Origin of the sequence: Pseudomonas sp. 22189, assembly GCF_052045635.1 — a bacterium.
In the GTDB taxonomy this organism is placed as follows: Bacteria; Pseudomonadota; Gammaproteobacteria; order Pseudomonadales; family Pseudomonadaceae; genus Aquipseudomonas; species Aquipseudomonas parakoreensis.
Map to the genome: position 1 here is coordinate 161,916 of NZ_JBQEPG010000007.1, position 17,377 is coordinate 179,292.

At 59.7% G+C, this 17,377-nt stretch carries 16 protein-coding genes; 3 read left to right on the top strand and 13 right to left on the bottom strand.

Translation table 11 applies throughout. From position 1 onward, the window contains the following. The first annotated feature begins 44 nt into the window (after positions 1 to 44). Positions 45 to 1,241 (top strand): AAA family ATPase, encoded by a 1,197-nt coding sequence (locus ACTJKS_RS09795; RefSeq protein WP_198759205.1) that lies wholly within the window; start codon positions 45 to 47, stop codon positions 1,239 to 1,241. Between the two features lie 122 nt (positions 1,242 to 1,363). Here ACTJKS_RS09795 and ACTJKS_RS09800 read toward each other — a convergent pair whose 3' ends face one another. From ACTJKS_RS09800 to ACTJKS_RS09860, 13 genes are all read right to left on the bottom strand, one after another. Continuing rightward, the gene (locus ACTJKS_RS09800) at positions 1,364 to 2,236 is read right to left on the bottom strand and encodes a transporter substrate-binding domain-containing protein (RefSeq protein ID WP_262947704.1); all 873 of its coding nucleotides are present in this window, start codon (positions 2,234 to 2,236) and stop codon (positions 1,364 to 1,366) included. Next, entirely contained in the window at positions 2,233 to 3,015 is a 783-nt protein-coding gene (locus ACTJKS_RS09805; protein WP_262947703.1) for an amino acid ABC transporter ATP-binding protein, read from the bottom strand. The genes ACTJKS_RS09800 and ACTJKS_RS09805 overlap by 4 nt, the downstream gene beginning before the upstream one ends. Continuing rightward, entirely contained in the window at positions 3,012 to 3,671 is a 660-nt protein-coding gene (locus ACTJKS_RS09810; RefSeq protein ID WP_108181351.1) for an amino acid ABC transporter permease, read from the bottom strand. Before ACTJKS_RS09810 ends, ACTJKS_RS09805 begins: the two co-directional genes overlap by 4 nt. After that, on the bottom strand, positions 3,652 to 4,317 hold the full coding sequence (locus ACTJKS_RS09815) for an amino acid ABC transporter permease (RefSeq protein ID WP_262947702.1): 666 nt from the start codon (positions 4,315 to 4,317) through the stop codon (positions 3,652 to 3,654). The genes ACTJKS_RS09810 and ACTJKS_RS09815 overlap by 20 nt, the downstream gene beginning before the upstream one ends. Before the next feature lie 584 nt (positions 4,318 to 4,901). Further along, complete coding sequence (locus tag ACTJKS_RS09820) at positions 4,902 to 5,699, bottom strand: MetQ/NlpA family ABC transporter substrate-binding protein (protein WP_041071133.1); 798 nt, start codon at positions 5,697 to 5,699, stop codon at positions 4,902 to 4,904. Between the two features lie 260 nt (positions 5,700 to 5,959). Then, a complete protein-coding gene (locus ACTJKS_RS09825) occupies positions 5,960 to 6,880 on the bottom strand; it encodes a sigma 54-interacting transcriptional regulator (protein WP_198759208.1) in 921 nt (306 codons plus the stop codon). 56 nt (positions 6,881 to 6,936) lie between these two features. Then, complete coding sequence (locus ACTJKS_RS09830) at positions 6,937 to 7,518, bottom strand: alpha/beta hydrolase (protein ID WP_262947701.1); 582 nt, start codon at positions 7,516 to 7,518, stop codon at positions 6,937 to 6,939. A 226-nt stretch (positions 7,519 to 7,744) separates the two neighbouring features. Further along, the gene (locus ACTJKS_RS09835) at positions 7,745 to 8,146 is read right to left on the bottom strand and encodes an ExbD/TolR family protein (RefSeq protein WP_003220570.1); all 402 of its coding nucleotides are present in this window, start codon (positions 8,144 to 8,146) and stop codon (positions 7,745 to 7,747) included. Between the two features lies 1 nt (position 8,147). Further along, positions 8,148 to 8,873, bottom strand: a complete 726-nt coding sequence (locus tag ACTJKS_RS09840) for a MotA/TolQ/ExbB proton channel family protein (protein ID WP_198759210.1) — start codon at positions 8,871 to 8,873, stop codon at positions 8,148 to 8,150. A 44-nt stretch (positions 8,874 to 8,917) separates the two neighbouring features. Beyond that, complete coding sequence (locus ACTJKS_RS09845; RefSeq protein ID WP_198759211.1) at positions 8,918 to 9,733, bottom strand: energy transducer TonB; 816 nt, start codon at positions 9,731 to 9,733, stop codon at positions 8,918 to 8,920. Positions 9,734 to 10,110: 377 nt separating this feature from the next. Further along, positions 10,111 to 10,437 (bottom strand): hypothetical protein, encoded by a 327-nt coding sequence (locus ACTJKS_RS09850; protein WP_003220553.1) that lies wholly within the window; start codon positions 10,435 to 10,437, stop codon positions 10,111 to 10,113. 181 nt (positions 10,438 to 10,618) lie between these two features. After that, positions 10,619 to 11,965: an aryl-sulfate sulfotransferase gene (locus tag ACTJKS_RS09855; protein ID WP_262947700.1), complete on the bottom strand. Its 1,347-nt coding sequence runs from the start codon at positions 11,963 to 11,965 to the stop codon at positions 10,619 to 10,621. Positions 11,966 to 11,988: 23 nt separating this feature from the next. Then, on the bottom strand, positions 11,989 to 14,349 hold the full coding sequence (locus ACTJKS_RS09860; RefSeq protein WP_108181346.1) for a TonB-dependent receptor: 2,361 nt from the start codon (positions 14,347 to 14,349) through the stop codon (positions 11,989 to 11,991). Between the two features lie 165 nt (positions 14,350 to 14,514). Here ACTJKS_RS09860 and ACTJKS_RS09865 point away from each other — a divergent pair, with 165 nt between their 5' ends. Both ACTJKS_RS09865 and ACTJKS_RS09870 read left to right on the top strand, forming a co-directional pair. Beyond that, positions 14,515 to 15,459 (top strand): LysR family transcriptional regulator, encoded by a 945-nt coding sequence (locus ACTJKS_RS09865; protein ID WP_108181345.1) that lies wholly within the window; start codon positions 14,515 to 14,517, stop codon positions 15,457 to 15,459. Between the two features lie 213 nt (positions 15,460 to 15,672). After that, on the top strand, positions 15,673 to 17,289 hold the full coding sequence (locus ACTJKS_RS09870) for an alkaline phosphatase family protein (RefSeq protein WP_108181344.1): 1,617 nt from the start codon (positions 15,673 to 15,675) through the stop codon (positions 17,287 to 17,289). Positions 17,290 to 17,377: the final 88 nt, after the last annotated feature.

The window sequence follows — 17,377 nt, forward strand, 5'->3', positions numbered from 1 at the left end:
CCTTCGGCAGCTCCTACAATGGTCGCCTCAAGAGAAGGATTTTCATGCTCAAGACCCTCGCGGTGGCCAATTACCGCTCGATCAACAAATTGGTGATCCCGATGGGCCGGCTGAACCTGATCACCGGCCCCAACGGCAGCGGCAAGTCCAATCTCTATCGGGCCTTGCGTCTGCTGGCGGAGACTGCGCAGGGTGGCGTGGTCAATGCACTGGCCCGCGAGGGCGGGCTGGACTCGACGTTCTGGGCCGGGCCGGAAACCATCAGCCGGCGCATGCGCAACGGCGAAGTGGCGATCGAGCCGACGGTGCGGCAGGGCGTCAAACGGCTGCGCCTGGGGTTTGCCGGAGAGGATTTCAGCTACTCCATCAGCCTCGGCCTGCCCGACTCTAACGGCCACTTCATGTTGCCGGGAGACACTCAGCCCAGCCCCTCGCGTTTCAGCCTCGATCCGCAGATCAAGCGCGAATGCATCTGGGCCGGCCCGCTCTATCGCCCGGCGAGCCTGCTGGTGGATCGCAACGGTGCGATGATCCGCGCCCGCGAAGCCCGCAGCTGGGACGTGCTGGCGCAGCACACACCGAATTTCGACAGCCTGTTCGATCAAATCGGCAGCCTGCGCAGTTCGCCAGAGGTGTTCCAGATGCGCGAGTTCATCCGCCGCTGGCGCTTCTACGATCACTTTCGCAGCGACGCCGACGCCCCGGTGCGCCAGCCGCAACTGGGCACGCGCACGCCGGTGCTGCACCACGACGGTCGCGATCTGGCAGCCGCGTTGCAGACCATCAATGAAATCGGCGACCCCGAGGCCTTGCAGGCGGCGATCAGCGATGCGTTTCCCGGCGCACGGCTGAACATCGCACCGCTGGCCGGTGGACGCTTTGCCATCGAGTTTTTCCAGGAGGGGTTGCTGCGACCTTTGTCGGCGGCGGAGCTGTCGGACGGGACGTTGCGTTATCTGTTGCTGATTGCCGCATTGCTGACGCCACGACCACCGTCATTGATGGTGCTCAACGAACCGGAAACCAGCCTGCACCCGGATCTTTTGCCGGCGCTGGCGCGCTTGATCATTCGCGCTTCGGAACAGTGTCAGGTGTGGGTGGTGTCCCATGCACGGCGGTTGATTTCAGCGTTGCAGGAGGATCCGGAGTGCAACTGCATCGTGCTGGAGAAAACCTTCGGCCAGACCGGAATTGTCGGGCAGCGGGTGCTGGATGAGCCGGCGTGGAACTGGCCGGATTGAGCCGCGCCTGAACCGGCGCTTTCGCGAGCAGGCTCGCTCCCACAGTTGGNGGAATGCGTACCCTGTGGGAGCGAGCCTGCTCGCGAAGAGGACCTTCAGGTCAGCGCAGTTTTAACGGCCAATCAACCCTGCCACTTGCCACCCTCGACAATCACACTCTCAGGCCGGGTGTCATCGCTCAGCTCTTTGCGCACGTATTGGTCGTACAGCTTGAGCAGGTACTTCTCTTCACCCAGCTTCGCCAGTTCGCTGTTCACCCAGTCACGGAGCTCGACATTGCCCTTCTTCACCGCCGGGGCAATCGGTGCTTCGGCGCCGAGTTTTTCCTCCAGCACACGGTAGCCCGGGTTCTGTTTGGCCCAGCTGAACAGCACCAGATTGTCCTGCGCGTAGGCATCGCCACGGCCATTGGCCAAGGCTTGCAACGACTCGGAGTTTTTCTCGAACTTCAGCAGTTTCCAGTCCGGATGGTTCTTGGTCAGCCAGATATCGGCGGTAGTCCCGGTGGTCACGATGGTGGTGCGGCTGGCCAGGTCATCCAGGTTTTTCACCGCACTGCTTTGCGGCACCAATGCCTGCACCGCAACCTTGAGGTTCGGGTTGGTGAATTCCACCGCCTCCTTGCGCTCCGGAGTCACGGTCATGTTGGCGAGGATCAGGTCGACCTTGTCGCTCTGCAGGAACGGAATGCGGCTCGCCGGCTCCACGGCAACAAACTCGACTTTGTTCTCGTCACCGAGCAGATCCTTGGCGAAACGCCGACCGATGTCGGTGTCGAAACCGACGTAGCGCCCGGCCTCATCGACGAAACCGAACGGTGGCTTGTCGGTGAACACGCCGACGATCAGTTTGTCGCGGGCCTTGATCTTGTCCAGATAGCCGGCTGGCGCGGCGCTTTCGCTGGCGACTTTCGGCTTGGCCGGTTCTTCGGTTTTGCTGCAACCGGCAAGCAAGACAAGGCTGAGCAGAGGCAGTAAAAAAGCGGCAGTTTTCATAGCGGTTCCAGTTCCTTTGTCGGATTCGTTTTTGGCAGTGTTGCAACGAAGGAGAACTTCTCCAGGAACTGCTGCGCGCGTGCGGTTTGCGGGTTCGTAAAGAAAATCTCGGGCGAGTTCTGTTCAAGGATGCGCCCGGCATCCATAAACACGATGCGGTCGGCCACCGCGCGGGCGAAGGCCATTTCGTGGGTGACGATCAGCAGGGTCATGCCCTCGCGGGCCAGGCCCTGAATCACTTGCAGCACTTCCTTGACCATCTCCGGATCAAGGGCGGCGGTGACTTCATCGAAGAGCATGACCCGTGGGTTCATGCACAACGAACGGACGATGGCGATGCGTTGCTGCTGGCCGCCGGAGAGCTGGCGCGGGAAGGCATCGCGCTTGTCCGCCAGGCCCACGCGTTCGAGCAGCGCTTCGGCTTGCTGCTGCGCTTCACGGCGCTGACGCTTTTGCACCTTGAGCGGGCCAAGCAATAAATTGTCGAGCACGCTCATGTGCGGAAACAGGTGATAACTCTGGAACACCATGCCGATCTGTTGGCGCACTTCGCGCCAGTCGGTGGCCTTGTCCAACAGTTCACGACCGACAAATTTCAAGCTGCCGCTGTGCGCTTCTTCCAGACCGTTGAGGCAACGCAGCAACGTACTTTTGCCACAACCGCTGGGGCCGAGAATGACGATCACTTCGCCGCTGCGCACGCGCAGGTCGATGCCCTTGAGCACCTGCTGCTCGCCATAGAATTTGTTGAAACCCTGAAACTCGATCAATGCGCTCATGCTTGCGTCCAGCGCCGCTCCAGCACGCGCGAGGCGGCCGACAGCGGGTAGCAGATGAAAAAGAAAAACAGAAACAGCGCGCCGTAGATCAGTACCGATTCGTAGGTGCGCTCGATGATCTGCTGGCCGACCTTGATCACATCGACCACGCCAATCAGCACCGCCAGCGAGCTGGTCTTGATGATTCGCGTGTAGACGTTGATGGTCGGTGGTGTCATGCGCTTCAGCGCTTGCGGCAGCAACACGTAGCCGTACAGTTGCGCAGCATTCAGGCCGATCGACAGTCCCGCTTCACGCTGCCCGCGCGGCAACGAATGCAGCGCGCCACGGGCCACTTCGCCGACCTCGCTGGCGCCCCACAGCGACAGCACCAGCACCGCGCACCAGAAGCTCGGCAGGCTCAGGCCGAAGAAAATCGGCAAGCCGAAAAACAGCAGGTACAGCCAGACCAGCACCGGAATCGCCCGGAACAGTTCCAGATAGATCCGCAGGATCGCGTTCAGCCACGCCACGTTGAGCGTGCGCAGTACGCCGTAGAGCACCCCGCCAATGGTGCTGATGGCGATGCTCAGGAACGAAATCGACAAGGTTTGCCCGGCGCCTTTTGCCAATTGCGGCAACGACACCCAGAGCAGTTCAAGACCCGAACTGGCCATGCTGGAGCCTCCTTTCCAGATGGCTGAGCAACAGCGACAGCGGCAAGAACAACAGCACGCAGATCAGCGTCAGCACGGCGAGCATTTCGTAGGTTTTGTAGTAGAGCGCGATGTAGCTTTTGGTGGTGTAGAGGATTTCCGGCACGGCCACCGCCGAGACCACGGTGGTTTCCTTGAGCAGGAAAATGAAATTGGCGAACAGCGACGGCAGGCTGAGAATCCCCGCTTGCGGCAGGATTACGTAGCGCAGCAACTGGCCGTGGGACAGACCGATGGAGCGCCCCGATTCCAGTTGCGCCTGCGGCACCGCATCGACCCCGGCGCGCAGTACTTCGGTGAGGTAGGCACCGCCAAGGAAAGTCATGGTGATGATTGCCGCGGTGAATCCGGAAACCTTGATCCCCAGCGCCGGCAAGGCGAAGTAGACGAAGAACAGTTGAATCAGCAGCGGCGTGTTGCGCGCCAGCTCCACATACAGGCCGACGGCGCGTTGCAGGTAAGGCGTACGGAACACCAGAATCGTCGCGTTGAGCAGGGCCACCAGCAGCGACGTGCCGATGGCAATGAACCCGACTTGCAGCGTCACGCCCACGGCTTTGAGAAAGGCCGGCAGGGTACTGAGGATAAAGGCGTAGTCGAAAGTCATGAAGCATCCTGGACGTCGCTCGGTAAGCGACGGTCATGCAGTCCATGGACAGCGGGTAACTGTCCAGCAGGTGCTGACTTTATAGGTATAAAAAAAAGAATTTAAATACCGTTAAAGCATATTGATATCACTCAAAAAACTACCCTGTGGGTTTGCCGGGAAGGAATAAGAAGGCTATTTTCCCTTGCGCTGTAGGAAGGATCTTTTTTGCGTGAAAGCCCTCCAAGGACGAACAGCTTTTGGCCAGACTCCCCCGGCCAAACCATTACAAGGAAGACAACATGGACGTAAAAGTGCCGCAGCGACTGGATCCGCAGGACATCGTGAAATTGCTCGTGGCGTTGCGCCGGGCGTTGAAAGCTCAGGTGGCCTGAGTTACCACACATCAAGATCAAAAGATCGCAGCCTGCGGCAGCTCCTACAAAAGATCGCTTTCCCCTGTAGGAGCTGCCGCAGGCTGCGATCTTTTGATTCTGGCTTTAGATCCTGTGGCGATCCCACAAATCGAGCACGCACAAAAACGCCGATGACCATCGCTGGCCATCGGCGTTTTCATACCTTGAAGGGGTGGTTCAAGCCTCGGATCAGAACGCCGGCAATACCGCGCCGTTGTACTTCTTCTCGATGAACGCTTTGACTTCCGGGCTGGTCAGGGCAGCGGCCAGTTTCTTGATGGCGTCGCTGTTCTTGTTGTCCTCACGGGCCACCAGGAAGTTCACGTAAGGCGAGTCAGCGCCTTCGATCACCAGCGCATCCTTGGTCGGGTTCAGCTTGGCTTCCAGCGCGTAGTTGGTGTTGATCATGTCCAGATCAACTTCCTTCAGCACACGTGGCAGCAGCGCCGATTCCAGTTCCTTGAACTTGAAGTTGTGCGGGTTCTTGGCGATGTCCTTAGGGGTCGCCAAGGCGTTTTTCGGATCTTTCAGTTCGATCAGGCCCGCCTTCTGCAGCAGGATCAGGGCACGGCCGCTGTTGCTGCCTTCGTTCGGGATGGCGATGGTCGCGCCGTCAGGCAGATCAGCCAGTTTCTTGTACTTGCTCGAGTAGCCACCGAACGGTTCAACGTGCACGCCTTGCACGGTCACCAGGTACTTGGCCTTGTCGTCCTTGTATTTGCCGGCATTGAAGCTGTCCAGGTAGGGCTTGGTCTGGAAGTAGTTGGCATCCAGACGCTTCTCGCCAACCTGCACGTTCGGCTGCACGTAGTCGGTGAAGACCTTGATTTCCAGATCCACGCCTTCTTTGGCCAGGGTCGGTTTGATCAGCTCGAGAATTTCCGCGTGCGGCACCGGAGTCGCCGCCACCACCAGTTTCTCGCCGGCCTGGGCCAGGGAAGCCGTCAGAGCAGCCGCCAATGCGGTAAACAACAGAACCTTTTTCATGCAGTGTCCTTATCGAGAATCACGGTCGCGAATGGCGACGGCTATTAATACCAGTGCCAGTGAAGTGCTATCTCTGGCGTGAAGCGGACAATACCGGGATTTTTTATTCCCGGACAATAACGTTTATTCACGTTGATATTCCATTTTGTTCATACACGCGAGATAGACATGCAGGCGCTGCCGCAGGCTGCGATCTTTTGATTTTCAATGGTTTAAAAGCGCTGAAAGCAAGATCAAAAGATCGCAGCCTGCGGCAGCTCCTACACGAGGCCTGCGCTTTTCAGTAACTGCTTTAGCGCCTGCTGATCGGCGGCGGTGCCATTTTCCAGGATTTGTTTGATCTGGCTTTCGATCTGCACCAGCGTCTGTGGCAGGTTCAGGTGCTCCGGGAGGATTTCCTCGCCAGTGCTGACCAGCAGCGCGAAGTGAATGACATTTTCCAGCTCGCGGGTGTTGCCCGGCCAGCTGTGGCGTTCCAGCAGGTGCTGCGCGGCTTCGCTGATCAACGGCACCGGCAGATCAAGGCGCTGGCTGTAGATGCCGAGAAAGTATTCGGCCAGCGACAAGATGTCGCCGATCCGCTCGCGCAGCGCCGGCAATTCCAGTTGCCCTTCGCTAAGGTAGTGATAAAGCCGTTCGTGAAATTTCCCCGCGTCCACCGCTTGTGCCAGATCGATGCTGGTGGCCGCTACCAGCCGCACATCCACCGGGCTCGGCTGATGCGCGCCAACGCGGGTGACTTCATGATTTTCCAGGGCGGCGAGCAGTTTGATCTGGATCGGCAACGGCAGATCGCCGATTTCGTCGAGATACAAGGTGCCGCCGTTGGCCGAACCGAACCAGCCGGCACGACTGCTCGCCGAACCTGTATAGCTGCCGGCGGCATAGCCGAATAGCTCGGCATCGGCGTAAGTAGGACTGATCGCACCGCAATTGACCGAGACGAACAGACCACTGCGATCACTGGCTCGGTGAATGTGACGGGCGAGCAACTCTTTACCGGTGCCGGTCTCGCCGCGAATCAATACCGAGATGGCACGCGGCGCCAGGTGTTCCAGCTCTTCGCGTAACTTGCGGGAACGGGGATCGACGAACACCAGCGCTTTGGCGCGAATGCTCAGGGGACTTTTTTCCGCATCGGGAAAGGTCAGCAACGGCTGACCGAACGTTTCGAAACTCATGGCAGACTCCCGCCCACAACCGCCGGCAGACGGGGGCGTTCAAAAAAGAAAAAGGTTCAAGCGCGACGCCGGGCGTGGTGTTCCATACGGTTTTGCAGGCGATACAGATAAGCGAAACCCTGCTCCCAACGCTGATGCCCGGACTTGACGTTGATATGCCCGGCTCCGGCAAGAATCCCCGCTTCGGCGCCCCAGTTGCGCGCCAGCTCCAGCGCACGTGGCGCGCTGACCGCGGCGTCGTTGTCGGAGGCGACGACCTGACTGGGGAAAGGCAGCAGGTCAGTCGGGATCGGTGCGAAGTTACGCAGCGCCGGTGCGCAAGTCGGGCGCTCGACATCCGCCGGTGCGACCAGCAACGCCCCGCGCACCTGCCGCAGGTATTGCACGGGAGCGGTAGCCGCCCAATGCGCAACGGTGACGCAACCCAGGCTGTGAGCAATCAGGATCACTGGCGTGCTGTCGGCGGCAATCGCTTCGGCCAGCGCCGCGACCCATTCTTCACGGCGCGGCGTCAGCCAGTCGGCCTGCTCCACCCTGGCGCTGTTGGGCAGGCTGTTCTGCCAATGAGTTTGCCAATGATCTTCTGGCGATCCTTGCCAGCCCGGCACAATCAGGTAACGGATTGATTCGTTGCGCATGGGGGAGCTCTCCTGCGTCGTGTCTGTTCCTGATCGAGTATAGGGACGGGATTTATATTCGTTAAGGAATAAGAAGCTATTTATTAAGACTCAAAAGAAATATCAATTGTTTTGTGCAGGAGCTGCCGAAGGCTGCGATCTTTTGCTCTTGTTCTTAAAATCAAAATCAAANAAAAAAAGGGCCGCACCCTGCCAAGGAGACGGCCCCGGAAAAACGTAAATCCTGTTACCGCGCGGTGATCACCGACAATTTGGTAATCCCCGCTCGCTCGATCGAAGCCATGGCCCGCGCCACTTCGCCGTAGTTCACCCCGTCGTCGGCCTGCAGTTGCACGCGGACTTCCGGGTCTTTCGCCTTGGCCGACTTGAGGTTGAATTCCAGCAGGTCCGGCTGGATTTCATCCTTGTTGATAAACAGTTTGCCGGCACCGTCAATGCTCACCACCAGCGGGTCTTTCTGCTCGACCGGCGCCACGGCTTCGGTCTTCGGCAGGTTGATCGGGATCGCATTGGTCAGCAGCGGTGCGGTGACGATAAACACCACCAGCAGCACCAGCATCACATCCACCAGCGGCGTCACGTTGATCTCGCTCAGCACCTCGTCGCTGTCTTGCGTGGAGAAGGCCATATCAGGACGCCTCCTTCACTTTTGTCGCGTTGCCCGGTGCCGACACCTTGTTTGCAGTCGGGTGGATCAACACGCGGAACGCACTCTTCTGCGCCAGGCTGTAGAAGTCGTGGGCGAAGTCATCCAGATCCGCCGCCGTCAGTTTCAGACGCCGCAAAAAGTAGTTGTAAACCAGCACCGCCGGCACCGCGACCGCGATCCCCACACCGGTGGCAACCAGTGCCGCACCGATCGGACCGGCGACTGTTTCCAGGCTCGCCGAGCCTGCCGCGCTGATGCCTTTGAGCGCTTCCATGATTCCCCACACCGTGCCGAACAGACCAATAAACGGCGAGGTGCTGCCAATACTCGCGACCACCGCCAGACCGGTTTCCAGCGAACGCCGTTCGCGCACGATCTGCTGGCGCAAGGCACGTTCGAGGCGATCCTGATGGTTGATCGCCTGGCTCAGATCATTGGCCTGCGGCGCCTCACCCACCTGAATCGCCGCGTAACCGGCCTGTGCCACCCGGGCCGCAGCGCCAGGTTGGGTTTCGCTCAAATCAGCGGCGGAGTCGAGACTCGACGCCGCCCAGAAGCGTTTATGAAACTTGCGATCCTGCGCCTTCAGACGACCGAACTGCACAGCCTTGAGCAGCGCCAGTCCCCAGGTGGCAACGGAAAAAACCACCAGCAGCCAGATCACCGCACTTTCGATGGATTCCAGTGGAGAGGCCAGTAACGTCATGATGTGTTCCCTCGTGTAAACATTTAGCGCGAATAGGTTTCGGTTTAATGAATCTTGAAATCGATGGGCACGCTGACCCAGCCGTCCTGGGCGACATCACCCTGCTTGGCCGGCACGAAGCTCCACTGTTTGACGGCGTTGAACGCTGCGTCGTCGAGCTGCTGCCGGCCACTGCTTTTCTGAATCTGGATCTCGCCCGGCTTGCCGTTGGCCAACACGTGCACCCGTAGCAATACCGTGCCTTCCCAGCCGCGACGCTGGGCCAGCGATGGATACTCCGGCGCCGGGTTCTTCAAATACGCGGCATTGGCCGAAGCCGGTGTCACGGGCGCCGGAGCCGGTGGTGCAGGTGGCGCTGGCGCAGCGACCGGGGCGGCCGGTTGCGGCGGCGCCGGTGGTTGCTCCACGGCTTTGGGTGCTGGCTTCGGCACCGGTTTAACCACCGGTTTCGGCTTGGGTTTGGGGATCGGTTTAGGCGGTGGCGGCTTCACCGCCAACTCGTCTTCAACCGGTGGCGGAGGTTCGACCACCGGCGCGGGCGGCGGCGGTTCAACCACGGGCGGCGCGGGTGGTGCCGGCCGCGAAAACTCGATGGTCATTGGCGGAATTTCCGGCGGCACGATCGGCAACGCCGGTGTCGGATGCTGATTGATCCAGTAGATCACCGCACCATGCACCAGCAGCGCCAGCACGCCGAGCAGGATCGCTTCACGACGGCTCAGAATGCCCTTGGGCGCGCTCTGCAAACGCAACTGCCCCAACGGCACACGATGCGGCCGGCCGAGATCGACCAATTCGCCACTCGGTGCCTGGCGCCACAGCACCTCTTGTGCACTGGCGGCGGTCTGGACATTGCCCATTGATTCACTCCCTGCGGTCTTTTTTGCGTTTTCTACACAACAGCCGATCCGCCGTTTGTTGAATCCCCCACGGCGAGTCGATGGGTGAATCATTGGGTTTGTCGCTTATCTCCGAAAGTAATCTTTAATGTTATGCATAGGCCTTTCTGGAATATATGAGTTGATCAATTCCGCCAAAGCCGCGCGCCACAAGGGCTGCAGCGTTACGCTGCAAAACGCATGCTTTTCAGGCATTGAAAGTATTCATGCAACGCATCAAATTCGCCTGACCCGGTTTCAAGGGACAACTAATACAAAGTCGATAGTTGCCAATAAAACTCCGCCAACAAAAAGGCCGGAGCACTTTCGCGCCCCGGCCTGTTTAATTGACCGAACAACTATTGCTTGATGAACTCTCCTGCCAGCCCCACAACATCACCATCAAAGTTAGTACGCGAACCCACCGCACGAACTTTCGAATAGTTGTGGTCCGGCGAGAACAGCGTCCAGGACTGATAGCCAGTGCCATCATTCAGCGCCGCGAACGTGATGATCGTCGGCTGCCCGGTACTGTTCTGGAAATGGTAATGCCCGTAGGCGATGTCGTAGTTCACGCCGTTCTGGCTGAACTTGCCGCTGAAGGTGCCGTTGGAATCGTTACCATCGGTGATCGTCAGTTTGGCGCCAGCGTTAGCGTTTACATAATTGCCATTAATGCTCGACATAACGTGATTTCCTTTATCGTTGGATAAGTGTCTTCCGATGAGAGCAAGTTTCCTCCTGGAAACTCACGACACACAGGATGGTTGTCCATTGACTTATTGTCCACGGCACTTATCAACGATATTGCTATAGGCACTATTCATGTCGTTCATAACTTATTTCGAATCGGAAGAACCTTAATAACTAACGGCTGACTTGGGTTTGTTGCACACCGATGGCCGGCACCAGAACTGCCGTCTCCGAACGCGGCGTTCCCGCCGGCACCCAGTCATAACTCACAGGCAACGCGCGATAGACCCAGTTACTGATTGCATCACTGCCCGGCGCCTTGCCCAGATACGGGCTGACATATTCCCAGACGTTTTCACCGCTGGCCGTGACCTGGAAAAACCGCCCGTTCATGCCTTCGTCGATCAGCGTATTGCCGTTGGGCAAGCGTCGCGCGCTGCTGATGAATGAACTGTAGAAGGCCCAACCCGGCTGCTTCGAATTCGCTGCGCTGTATTGCCAGACGATTTGATTTTTCTGCGGGTCGATTTCCAGCACCCGCGAACCGGAAATCAGCCCGAGGGTGACGTTTGGATAGCCCGCCGAACCCTGGTTATCGAACACCAGCAGATTGCCCGCACCGGGGAGCCCGGCGGGGATGAGGTGCGCGTCGTGCTGACCGACAAACTGATCCACCGGGCGCGGTAATTTCTGCGCGGTTTTCGGGCTGATCAGCGGCAGGTTCGGGCCGAGGCGCCATACCACTTTGCCGCTGTGTTTGTCGATGATCGCGATGAAGTTGGCGTTGCGCGAATCGAGCAACAGGTTGTCCGGATTGAAGCGCTTGTCGCCGGCATCGAACCACTTGTTCGGCCCGACCACGCTGAGGTTGTTGATGTGCAAGTAATCCGGATTATCGCTGGCGCGCACCAGTTTCAATTGCTCCGGGGTGAAGCCGAATTCGTTCAGGTGCTCCGAGGCCAGCCACTGCCATTTCACCGCACCGTCAGGACTGACTTCATAGATCGCATCGTCGATCACCTCAGGCACTTTGAAGCCTTTGACCTTATGCACCTTGTTCGCCAGCACCACCGTGTTGCCGTTGCTCAACCGGCGCTGATCGTGGTGCTGCTGTGCTGCGCCGCCAGGGGCCTTGTCGCCCCACTGCCAAACGACTTTGCCGCTCCAGTCCAGTTCGCCGACGCTCTGATTGCCCAGACCGTTACCGGCGGAGCCGAGCTTGCCCGGATCCTTGTCACTCAGTTGCAACAGCACATGCCCGCGCGCGCCGCCGACCAATTGCGGGTCGATGATCGCCGACGGGAAACCCGCCTGTGGCCAGGTTTTCACCTCGTTGCCGTTCATGTCGATCAAATGGGTCTGCTTGTCGGCGCCACTGAAGATCACGTACTGGTTGAATGCTTTGTTCGGGTCATAGCGGGTGACGCCGGTCGGGTACACGCTGGGGGCGGCGAACACCCCGGTGCTTGAGACTGCGCCGGATAACAACAGGGCTAAAGCGGTTTTTTTGCCTGGCAACATGATGCAGCTCCTTGAATGACGGATCAGAAGTCGTAGCGACCGGTAACGCCGAGGGTGCGCGGCGTACCGAGCAGGCCTTCATAACCGCCGTTGCCGCTGGTCCACAGGGTCGTGTAGTAGGTCTTGTCGAAGGCGTTTTTCAGCCACAGCGAAACGTCCCACTGGCCCTGATTGAAATCGCCGCGCAGACCGGTGGACAGGTTGACCACGGCGTAGCTCGGGATCTGCCCGTAATCGGAATCCTCGACCGTGCCCACCGCTTTGGAGCGGAATGCGTAGCTGCCGGTGACGTAGGGTTGCAGACCGTTGGCCAGATTCCATTCGTATTTGCCGTTGGCGTTGCCGATCCATTTCGACGCGCCGACCACCTGGTGGCCGCTGAGGTCGCAGGACGCCGGTGCGCCCGGTGCCTGGCTGACTTCCGGCGGGCACGGTGCATCTTTGTACGAAAGGTAGCTGACGTCGTTGTACGAGCCGTTGAAGTTCAGGGTCAGGCCGCGCAACGGGATCACCGTGCTCTCGAATTCGACGCCGCGCGAGCGCACAGAACCGGCGTTGGTCAGGTATTGCACGCGGTTGACGTCATCGTAGGCGTTGGTCTGGTAGGCGTTGACTTGGGTCCAGAACAGGTTGGCGTTGAGCTGCAAACGCCGGTCCCACAGCGTGCTTTTGAAGCCGAGTTCGGCGTTGTTGGCGCGTTCGGTGCCAATCAGCAACGAGTCGGCGCCGGCGGTTGGCGCCGAACCCACCGCGAGGTTCACGCCACCGGATTTTTCCCCGTGGGACAGCGTGGCGTAACCGAGCAGGTCATCGGTGATGCGATAGCTGAGGTTGAGCAGTCCGGACGGGCTGGAGCTGTACTGATTCAGATCGCCGGAGTCGTAGGCACCCGTGCGTCCGCGTCGTGCGGTGGCCGCTGCGCCGCTGACCGTGGCACCACCAACCGGCGCATTGCGGGTGACCCAGGCGTTCTTCTCTTCATAGGTGCCACGCACGCCGGCAGTGAAGTCCAGGCGTTCGGAGAGGTGCCAGGTGCCTTGGGCGAACAGGGCGAAGCTGTCGGTCTTGATGTGGCCGTTGCCGACGCTGCCGACGTTGGCCAGCGCGCCGCGGGGCGTGCCGTTCCAGATGTCGGCCTGCGGGCCGTAATAGGCAAAGGATTTGTTGTCCAGATCCGAGCCGAAGTAGTACGCGCCCACCACGTAGTCGAAGAACTCGCCCTTGGGCGAGGCGAGGCGAAATTCCTGCGAGTACTGTTTATCTTCGACAGAAACCCCGGCGTTGTAAGTCGCGGCGACGTTGAGACCGTCGTCGTTGGCCGGGGTGAAATTCCAGAAGCGATACGAGCTGATAGAGGTCAGGGTGAAATCGCTCGGCAGCGTCCAGTTGGCCTCCACCGACGTGCCGCCCTGATGCACGGTAACGTGCTGATCGTTGTCCAGATTGACCTTGCGGTGCGAACCGTTGACCAGCGTCGCGCCGGCGGCATTGGCCCGCGACTGGTAGAGGTTGACGCCGTTGATGGTCGGCCCGGTGTTGTACAGCACGCGGGGGCCGGCGCTGGAATCCTCTTCGTTGTAGTCGCCGATCCAGCGCAGGTTGAAGTCTTCGTTGGGCTTGAACAGCAACTGCGCGCGGAAGCCATCGCGCGAGCCACCGTTCAGGTCATGACCGTTGTATTCGTTCTTGATGTCACCGTCGCTGCGGGTGCGATAGGCCGAAAAACGTCCGGCCAGCTCATCGTTGAGCGGCCCGGAAATGGTGCCCTTGGTCTGGAAATACCCGTCCTCGCCAACCGAGGTTTCGATGCTGCGTTCCGGGGTAAAGGTCGGCGCGCGGGTACTGATGTTGATCACCCCGGCGGTGGTGTTCTTGCCGAACAGCGTGCCCTGCGGCCCGCGCAGGACTTCGAGCTGTTCGATGTCCATCAGGTCGAACACCGCCATCCCCGGACGGCCCAGATACACGTTGTCGATGTACAGACCGACACTGCCTTCCAGACCGTCGCTGGCCGGGTTGTTGCCCAGGCCACGAATCGACACGCTGGACTGGCGCGCGTGCATGTAGGCGACGTTGACGCTCGGCACCAGTTGCTGCAAATCCTGAATCCGGTAGACCCGCTGCGTCTCCAGCGTCTGACCGCTGACCACGCTCATCGGCGTCGGCACGTCTTGCGAACTTTCTTCGCGACGGCGGGTGGTGACGGTCACGGTTTCCAGCTGCGAGCTGTTGGCCGCGGGCTTGCCGGCGGGAGCCGGCGGCGGTATTTCGGCGTCGGCGGCGTAACCCTGAGTCCAGCCGGCACTCCCCGCCAGCAACAGGGCCAGAGGCAGGCGTTTGAGCCGTCGTGGCGTTAGGGGTGACGCAAGGTTCAACGGACTCATGGCGCGGCTCCTGGTCAAAAAACACACAGACATCTTCAGTGCTGCATATTCTTTTCAGTTATTTATTTATGGATTTACAAATATTTACTGCATAAGAGATTGCCTTTATAAGGAGTCGACCTAATGCATATCCAATGCATTTCCCGGATATTTTTTATGTGAAAAATGCATATCGACTTGCGCCAACTTCGTCACTTCATCGCCCTCGCCGAACAACGCAGTTTCGTCGCCGGCGCGCGGGCGGTGAACCTGTCGCAGTCGGCGTTCAGCCGCAGCATTCAGGCGCTGGAGCACAGCGTCGGCTGTCAGTTGGTCGATCGCGGGCGCAAGGAGTTACCGCCGACCAAGCAGGGTCAGGTACTGCTCGAACATGCGCGGCGAATGGTCAGCGGCGCGCAGCAGATGGCCAACGAGATCAGTCAGTTCAATGGGCTGGAGGCGGGCGAATTGCGCTTCGGTTGCGGCCCGGCGCCGGCAGCCGGATTGATCCCGCGCGCGATCGGCGCGTTCATCGGGCGCTACCCGAAAGCGCGAGTGCAATTTCAGGTCGATGACTGGCAGAGCCTGAGCAAACGCCTGCTCAGCGAAGAGTTCGAGTTCTTCGTCGCCGACACTCGCCACTTCGAAGCCGATCCGGATTACCTGACGTACCGTTTGCGGCCGCGCAAATGGCATTTCTGCTGCCGCGCCGGGCATCCATTAGCGGCATTCGAACGGGTCTCGGCCGAGCAACTGATGAGTTATCCACTGGCCGTAAGCATCCGCCCGCCGAACTTGCGCAAGGTCATCGTCGACCTCAGCGGTCGCCCGGATTTCACCCCCAATGTCGAATGCGAAAACAGTTCCAGCCTGCTCAGCGTGGTGCTGCGTTCGGATGCCATCGGGATCGTTGGCGCGTATTCCGATGCGTTGCATCAGGCCAAGGGTGAGCTGGTGTGTTTGCGGATCGACGGCCTGGCGGATGATCTGGAGGAACTGTATACGCGCTACGGGATTGTCAGTCGTGCGGGGTATCGGTTGTCGCCGTTGGCCGAGGCGATGATTGAGCAGATCAAGGCGATTGATGCGGTGGATGAGGAGGTTTGTTCACTCGAAAATTTAGCTGTCTGAGCTACCGCTATCGCTGGCAAGCCAGCTCCCACAAGTTCCGGGTGTTCACATCATTTTGGCTTGGCGCAAATCCTGTGGGAGCTGGCTTGCCAGCGATGGTGCCGAAACAGTCACCGATGCATCCACTGCATAAAACCCATTCCCCAAATGCACTTGCCGAACACCCCCGCCGAAAGCGACAACCCTCGCCTGTCTTTCTGACCGGTGAACCCCATGTCCAACCCGCAAAACTCCGTGCGCAACGTGCTGTACATCATGTGCGATCAACTGCGCCGCGATTACCTGTCCTGTTACGGTCATCCGCATCTGCACACGCCGAACATCGATCGCCTGGCCGCCGCTGGCGTGCGCTTCAGCCGTGCCTACACCCAGGGCACGATCTGCGGCCCATCGCGGATGTCGGCCTACACCGGGCGCTACGTCAGCAGCCATCAGGTCGCGTGGAACGCCGTGCCGTTGCCGCTGGAAGAACTGACCATCGGCGATTACCTGCGCCCCCACGGCATTCGCACTGCGCTGGTCGGCAAGACGCACGCCACGGCCAATGTCGATGCCCTGCAGCGTCTGGCGATCAACCCGGACAGCGCACAGGCCGAGGTGCTCAACGAAGTCGGTTTCGAGCCGTACTTTCGCCACGACGGGATCTTCCCCGACGACCCTTTGTTCGCCGACAAACGCGAATCCGCGCCCTACACCCATTACCTGCGCGAGCAAGGCTTCGACGGGCACAACCCCTGGCACGACTGGGCCAACGCTGCTGAAGGCGAGAACGGCGAAATCCTCAGCGGCTGGCACATGCGTCATGCGCATTTGCCAGCGCGAATTCCCGAGCAGTTCTCAGAGACTGTCTACACTACAAATCGAGCCATCGACTTCATCACCGAGCAAGGTGAGAAATCCTGGTGTTTACACCTCTCCTACATCAAACCGCACTGGCCCTATATCGTACCTGCGCCATACCACGCCTTGTACAGTACGAAATCGATTCTCGAAGCGGTCCGCGCGACGCCCTCCGAAGCCAGCAAACACCCCGCATACACGGCGTTTCGCCAGCATGAGGAAAGTGTCAACTTCTCCCGTGATTCAGTACGATTGAATGTAATCCCGACCTACATGGGCCTGATCAAGCAAGTGGATGATCAGCTCGGTCGGCTGTTCGATTATCTGCAGAGCAACGGACGTTGGGATGACACGTTGATCGTGTTCACCAGCGATCACGGCGACTTTTTGGGTGACCATTGGCTGGGCGAGAAGGAGTTTTTGCTCGAGCAAGCGGTGGGCGTGCCGTTGATCGTGCGCGACCCGCGTGCGGCGGCGGACATCACTCGGGGCACGGTGGATGAGCGGCTGGCGGAAACAATCGATGCATTGCCGACGTTTCTCCAGGCTCTGGGATTGCCGGGCGCCGAGCATCGGCTGGAAGGCCGCTCGCTGATCCCGCTGTTGCACGGCGAAAATCCCGAGTGGCGCCGCTACGCCATCAGCGAATACGACTACGCCTTTCAAGCTCCGGCACGCGAGCGACTTGGCCAACCGATCGACCGTTGCCGCATGACCATGGTGCGCAGCGAGCGCTGGAAATACCTGGCGTACGACGGCTTCCGGCCGCAGCTGTTTGACCTGCTGAATGATCCGCAGGAGTTGCGCGATTTGGGTGACGACCCGGCGTACTCGGCGGTGCGCGAGGAGCATGCGGGGTACCTGTTTGAATGGGTGCGCGGGTTGAAGCGGCGGACCACGATCAGTCATCAGGAGATCGATCTGCGCGGGCAGCGGTTTCGCTATGGCGAGCCGGAGAGCGAGAAGGTGGTGCAAATCGGTGTGTGGTAGTTAAAAGCATCGCTGGCAAGCCAGCTCCCAAAGGTTTTGCGTTGTTCACATCCTTTGTGTCCGACACCAATCTCTGTGGGAGCTGGCT

Excerpts from the sequence above, each read along its gene's own strand:
- ACTJKS_RS09795 (WP_198759205.1), top strand. The coding sequence starts at position 45 with ATGCTCAAGACCCTCGCGGTGGCCAATTACCGCTCGATCAACAAATTG.
- ACTJKS_RS09800 (WP_262947704.1), bottom strand. The coding sequence starts at position 2,236 with ATGAAAACTGCCGCTTTTTTACTGCCTCTGCTCAGCCTTGTCTTGCTT.
- ACTJKS_RS09805 (WP_262947703.1), bottom strand. The coding sequence starts at position 3,015 with ATGAGCGCATTGATCGAGTTTCAGGGTTTCAACAAATTCTATGGCGAG.
- ACTJKS_RS09810 (WP_108181351.1), bottom strand. The coding sequence starts at position 3,671 with ATGGCCAGTTCGGGTCTTGAACTGCTCTGGGTGTCGTTGCCGCAATTG.
- ACTJKS_RS09815 (WP_262947702.1), bottom strand. The coding sequence starts at position 4,317 with ATGACTTTCGACTACGCCTTTATCCTCAGTACCCTGCCGGCCTTTCTC.
- ACTJKS_RS09820 (WP_041071133.1), bottom strand. The coding sequence starts at position 5,699 with ATGAAAAAGGTTCTGTTGTTTACCGCATTGGCGGCTGCTCTGACGGCT.
- ACTJKS_RS09825 (WP_198759208.1), bottom strand. The coding sequence starts at position 6,880 with ATGAGTTTCGAAACGTTCGGTCAGCCGTTGCTGACCTTTCCCGATGCG.
- ACTJKS_RS09830 (WP_262947701.1), bottom strand. The coding sequence starts at position 7,518 with ATGCGCAACGAATCAATCCGTTACCTGATTGTGCCGGGCTGGCAAGGA.
- ACTJKS_RS09835 (WP_003220570.1), bottom strand. The coding sequence starts at position 8,146 with ATGGCCTTCTCCACGCAAGACAGCGACGAGGTGCTGAGCGAGATCAAC.
- ACTJKS_RS09840 (WP_198759210.1), bottom strand. The coding sequence starts at position 8,873 with ATGACGTTACTGGCCTCTCCACTGGAATCCATCGAAAGTGCGGTGATC.
- ACTJKS_RS09845 (WP_198759211.1), bottom strand. The coding sequence starts at position 9,733 with ATGGGCAATGTCCAGACCGCCGCCAGTGCACAAGAGGTGCTGTGGCGC.
- ACTJKS_RS09850 (WP_003220553.1), bottom strand. The coding sequence starts at position 10,437 with ATGTCGAGCATTAATGGCAATTATGTAAACGCTAACGCTGGCGCCAAA.
- ACTJKS_RS09855 (WP_262947700.1), bottom strand. The coding sequence starts at position 11,965 with ATGTTGCCAGGCAAAAAAACCGCTTTAGCCCTGTTGTTATCCGGCGCA.
- ACTJKS_RS09860 (WP_108181346.1), bottom strand. The coding sequence starts at position 14,349 with ATGAGTCCGTTGAACCTTGCGTCACCCCTAACGCCACGACGGCTCAAA.
- ACTJKS_RS09865 (WP_108181345.1), top strand. The coding sequence starts at position 14,515 with ATGCATATCGACTTGCGCCAACTTCGTCACTTCATCGCCCTCGCCGAA.
- ACTJKS_RS09870 (WP_108181344.1), top strand. The coding sequence starts at position 15,673 with ATGTCCAACCCGCAAAACTCCGTGCGCAACGTGCTGTACATCATGTGC.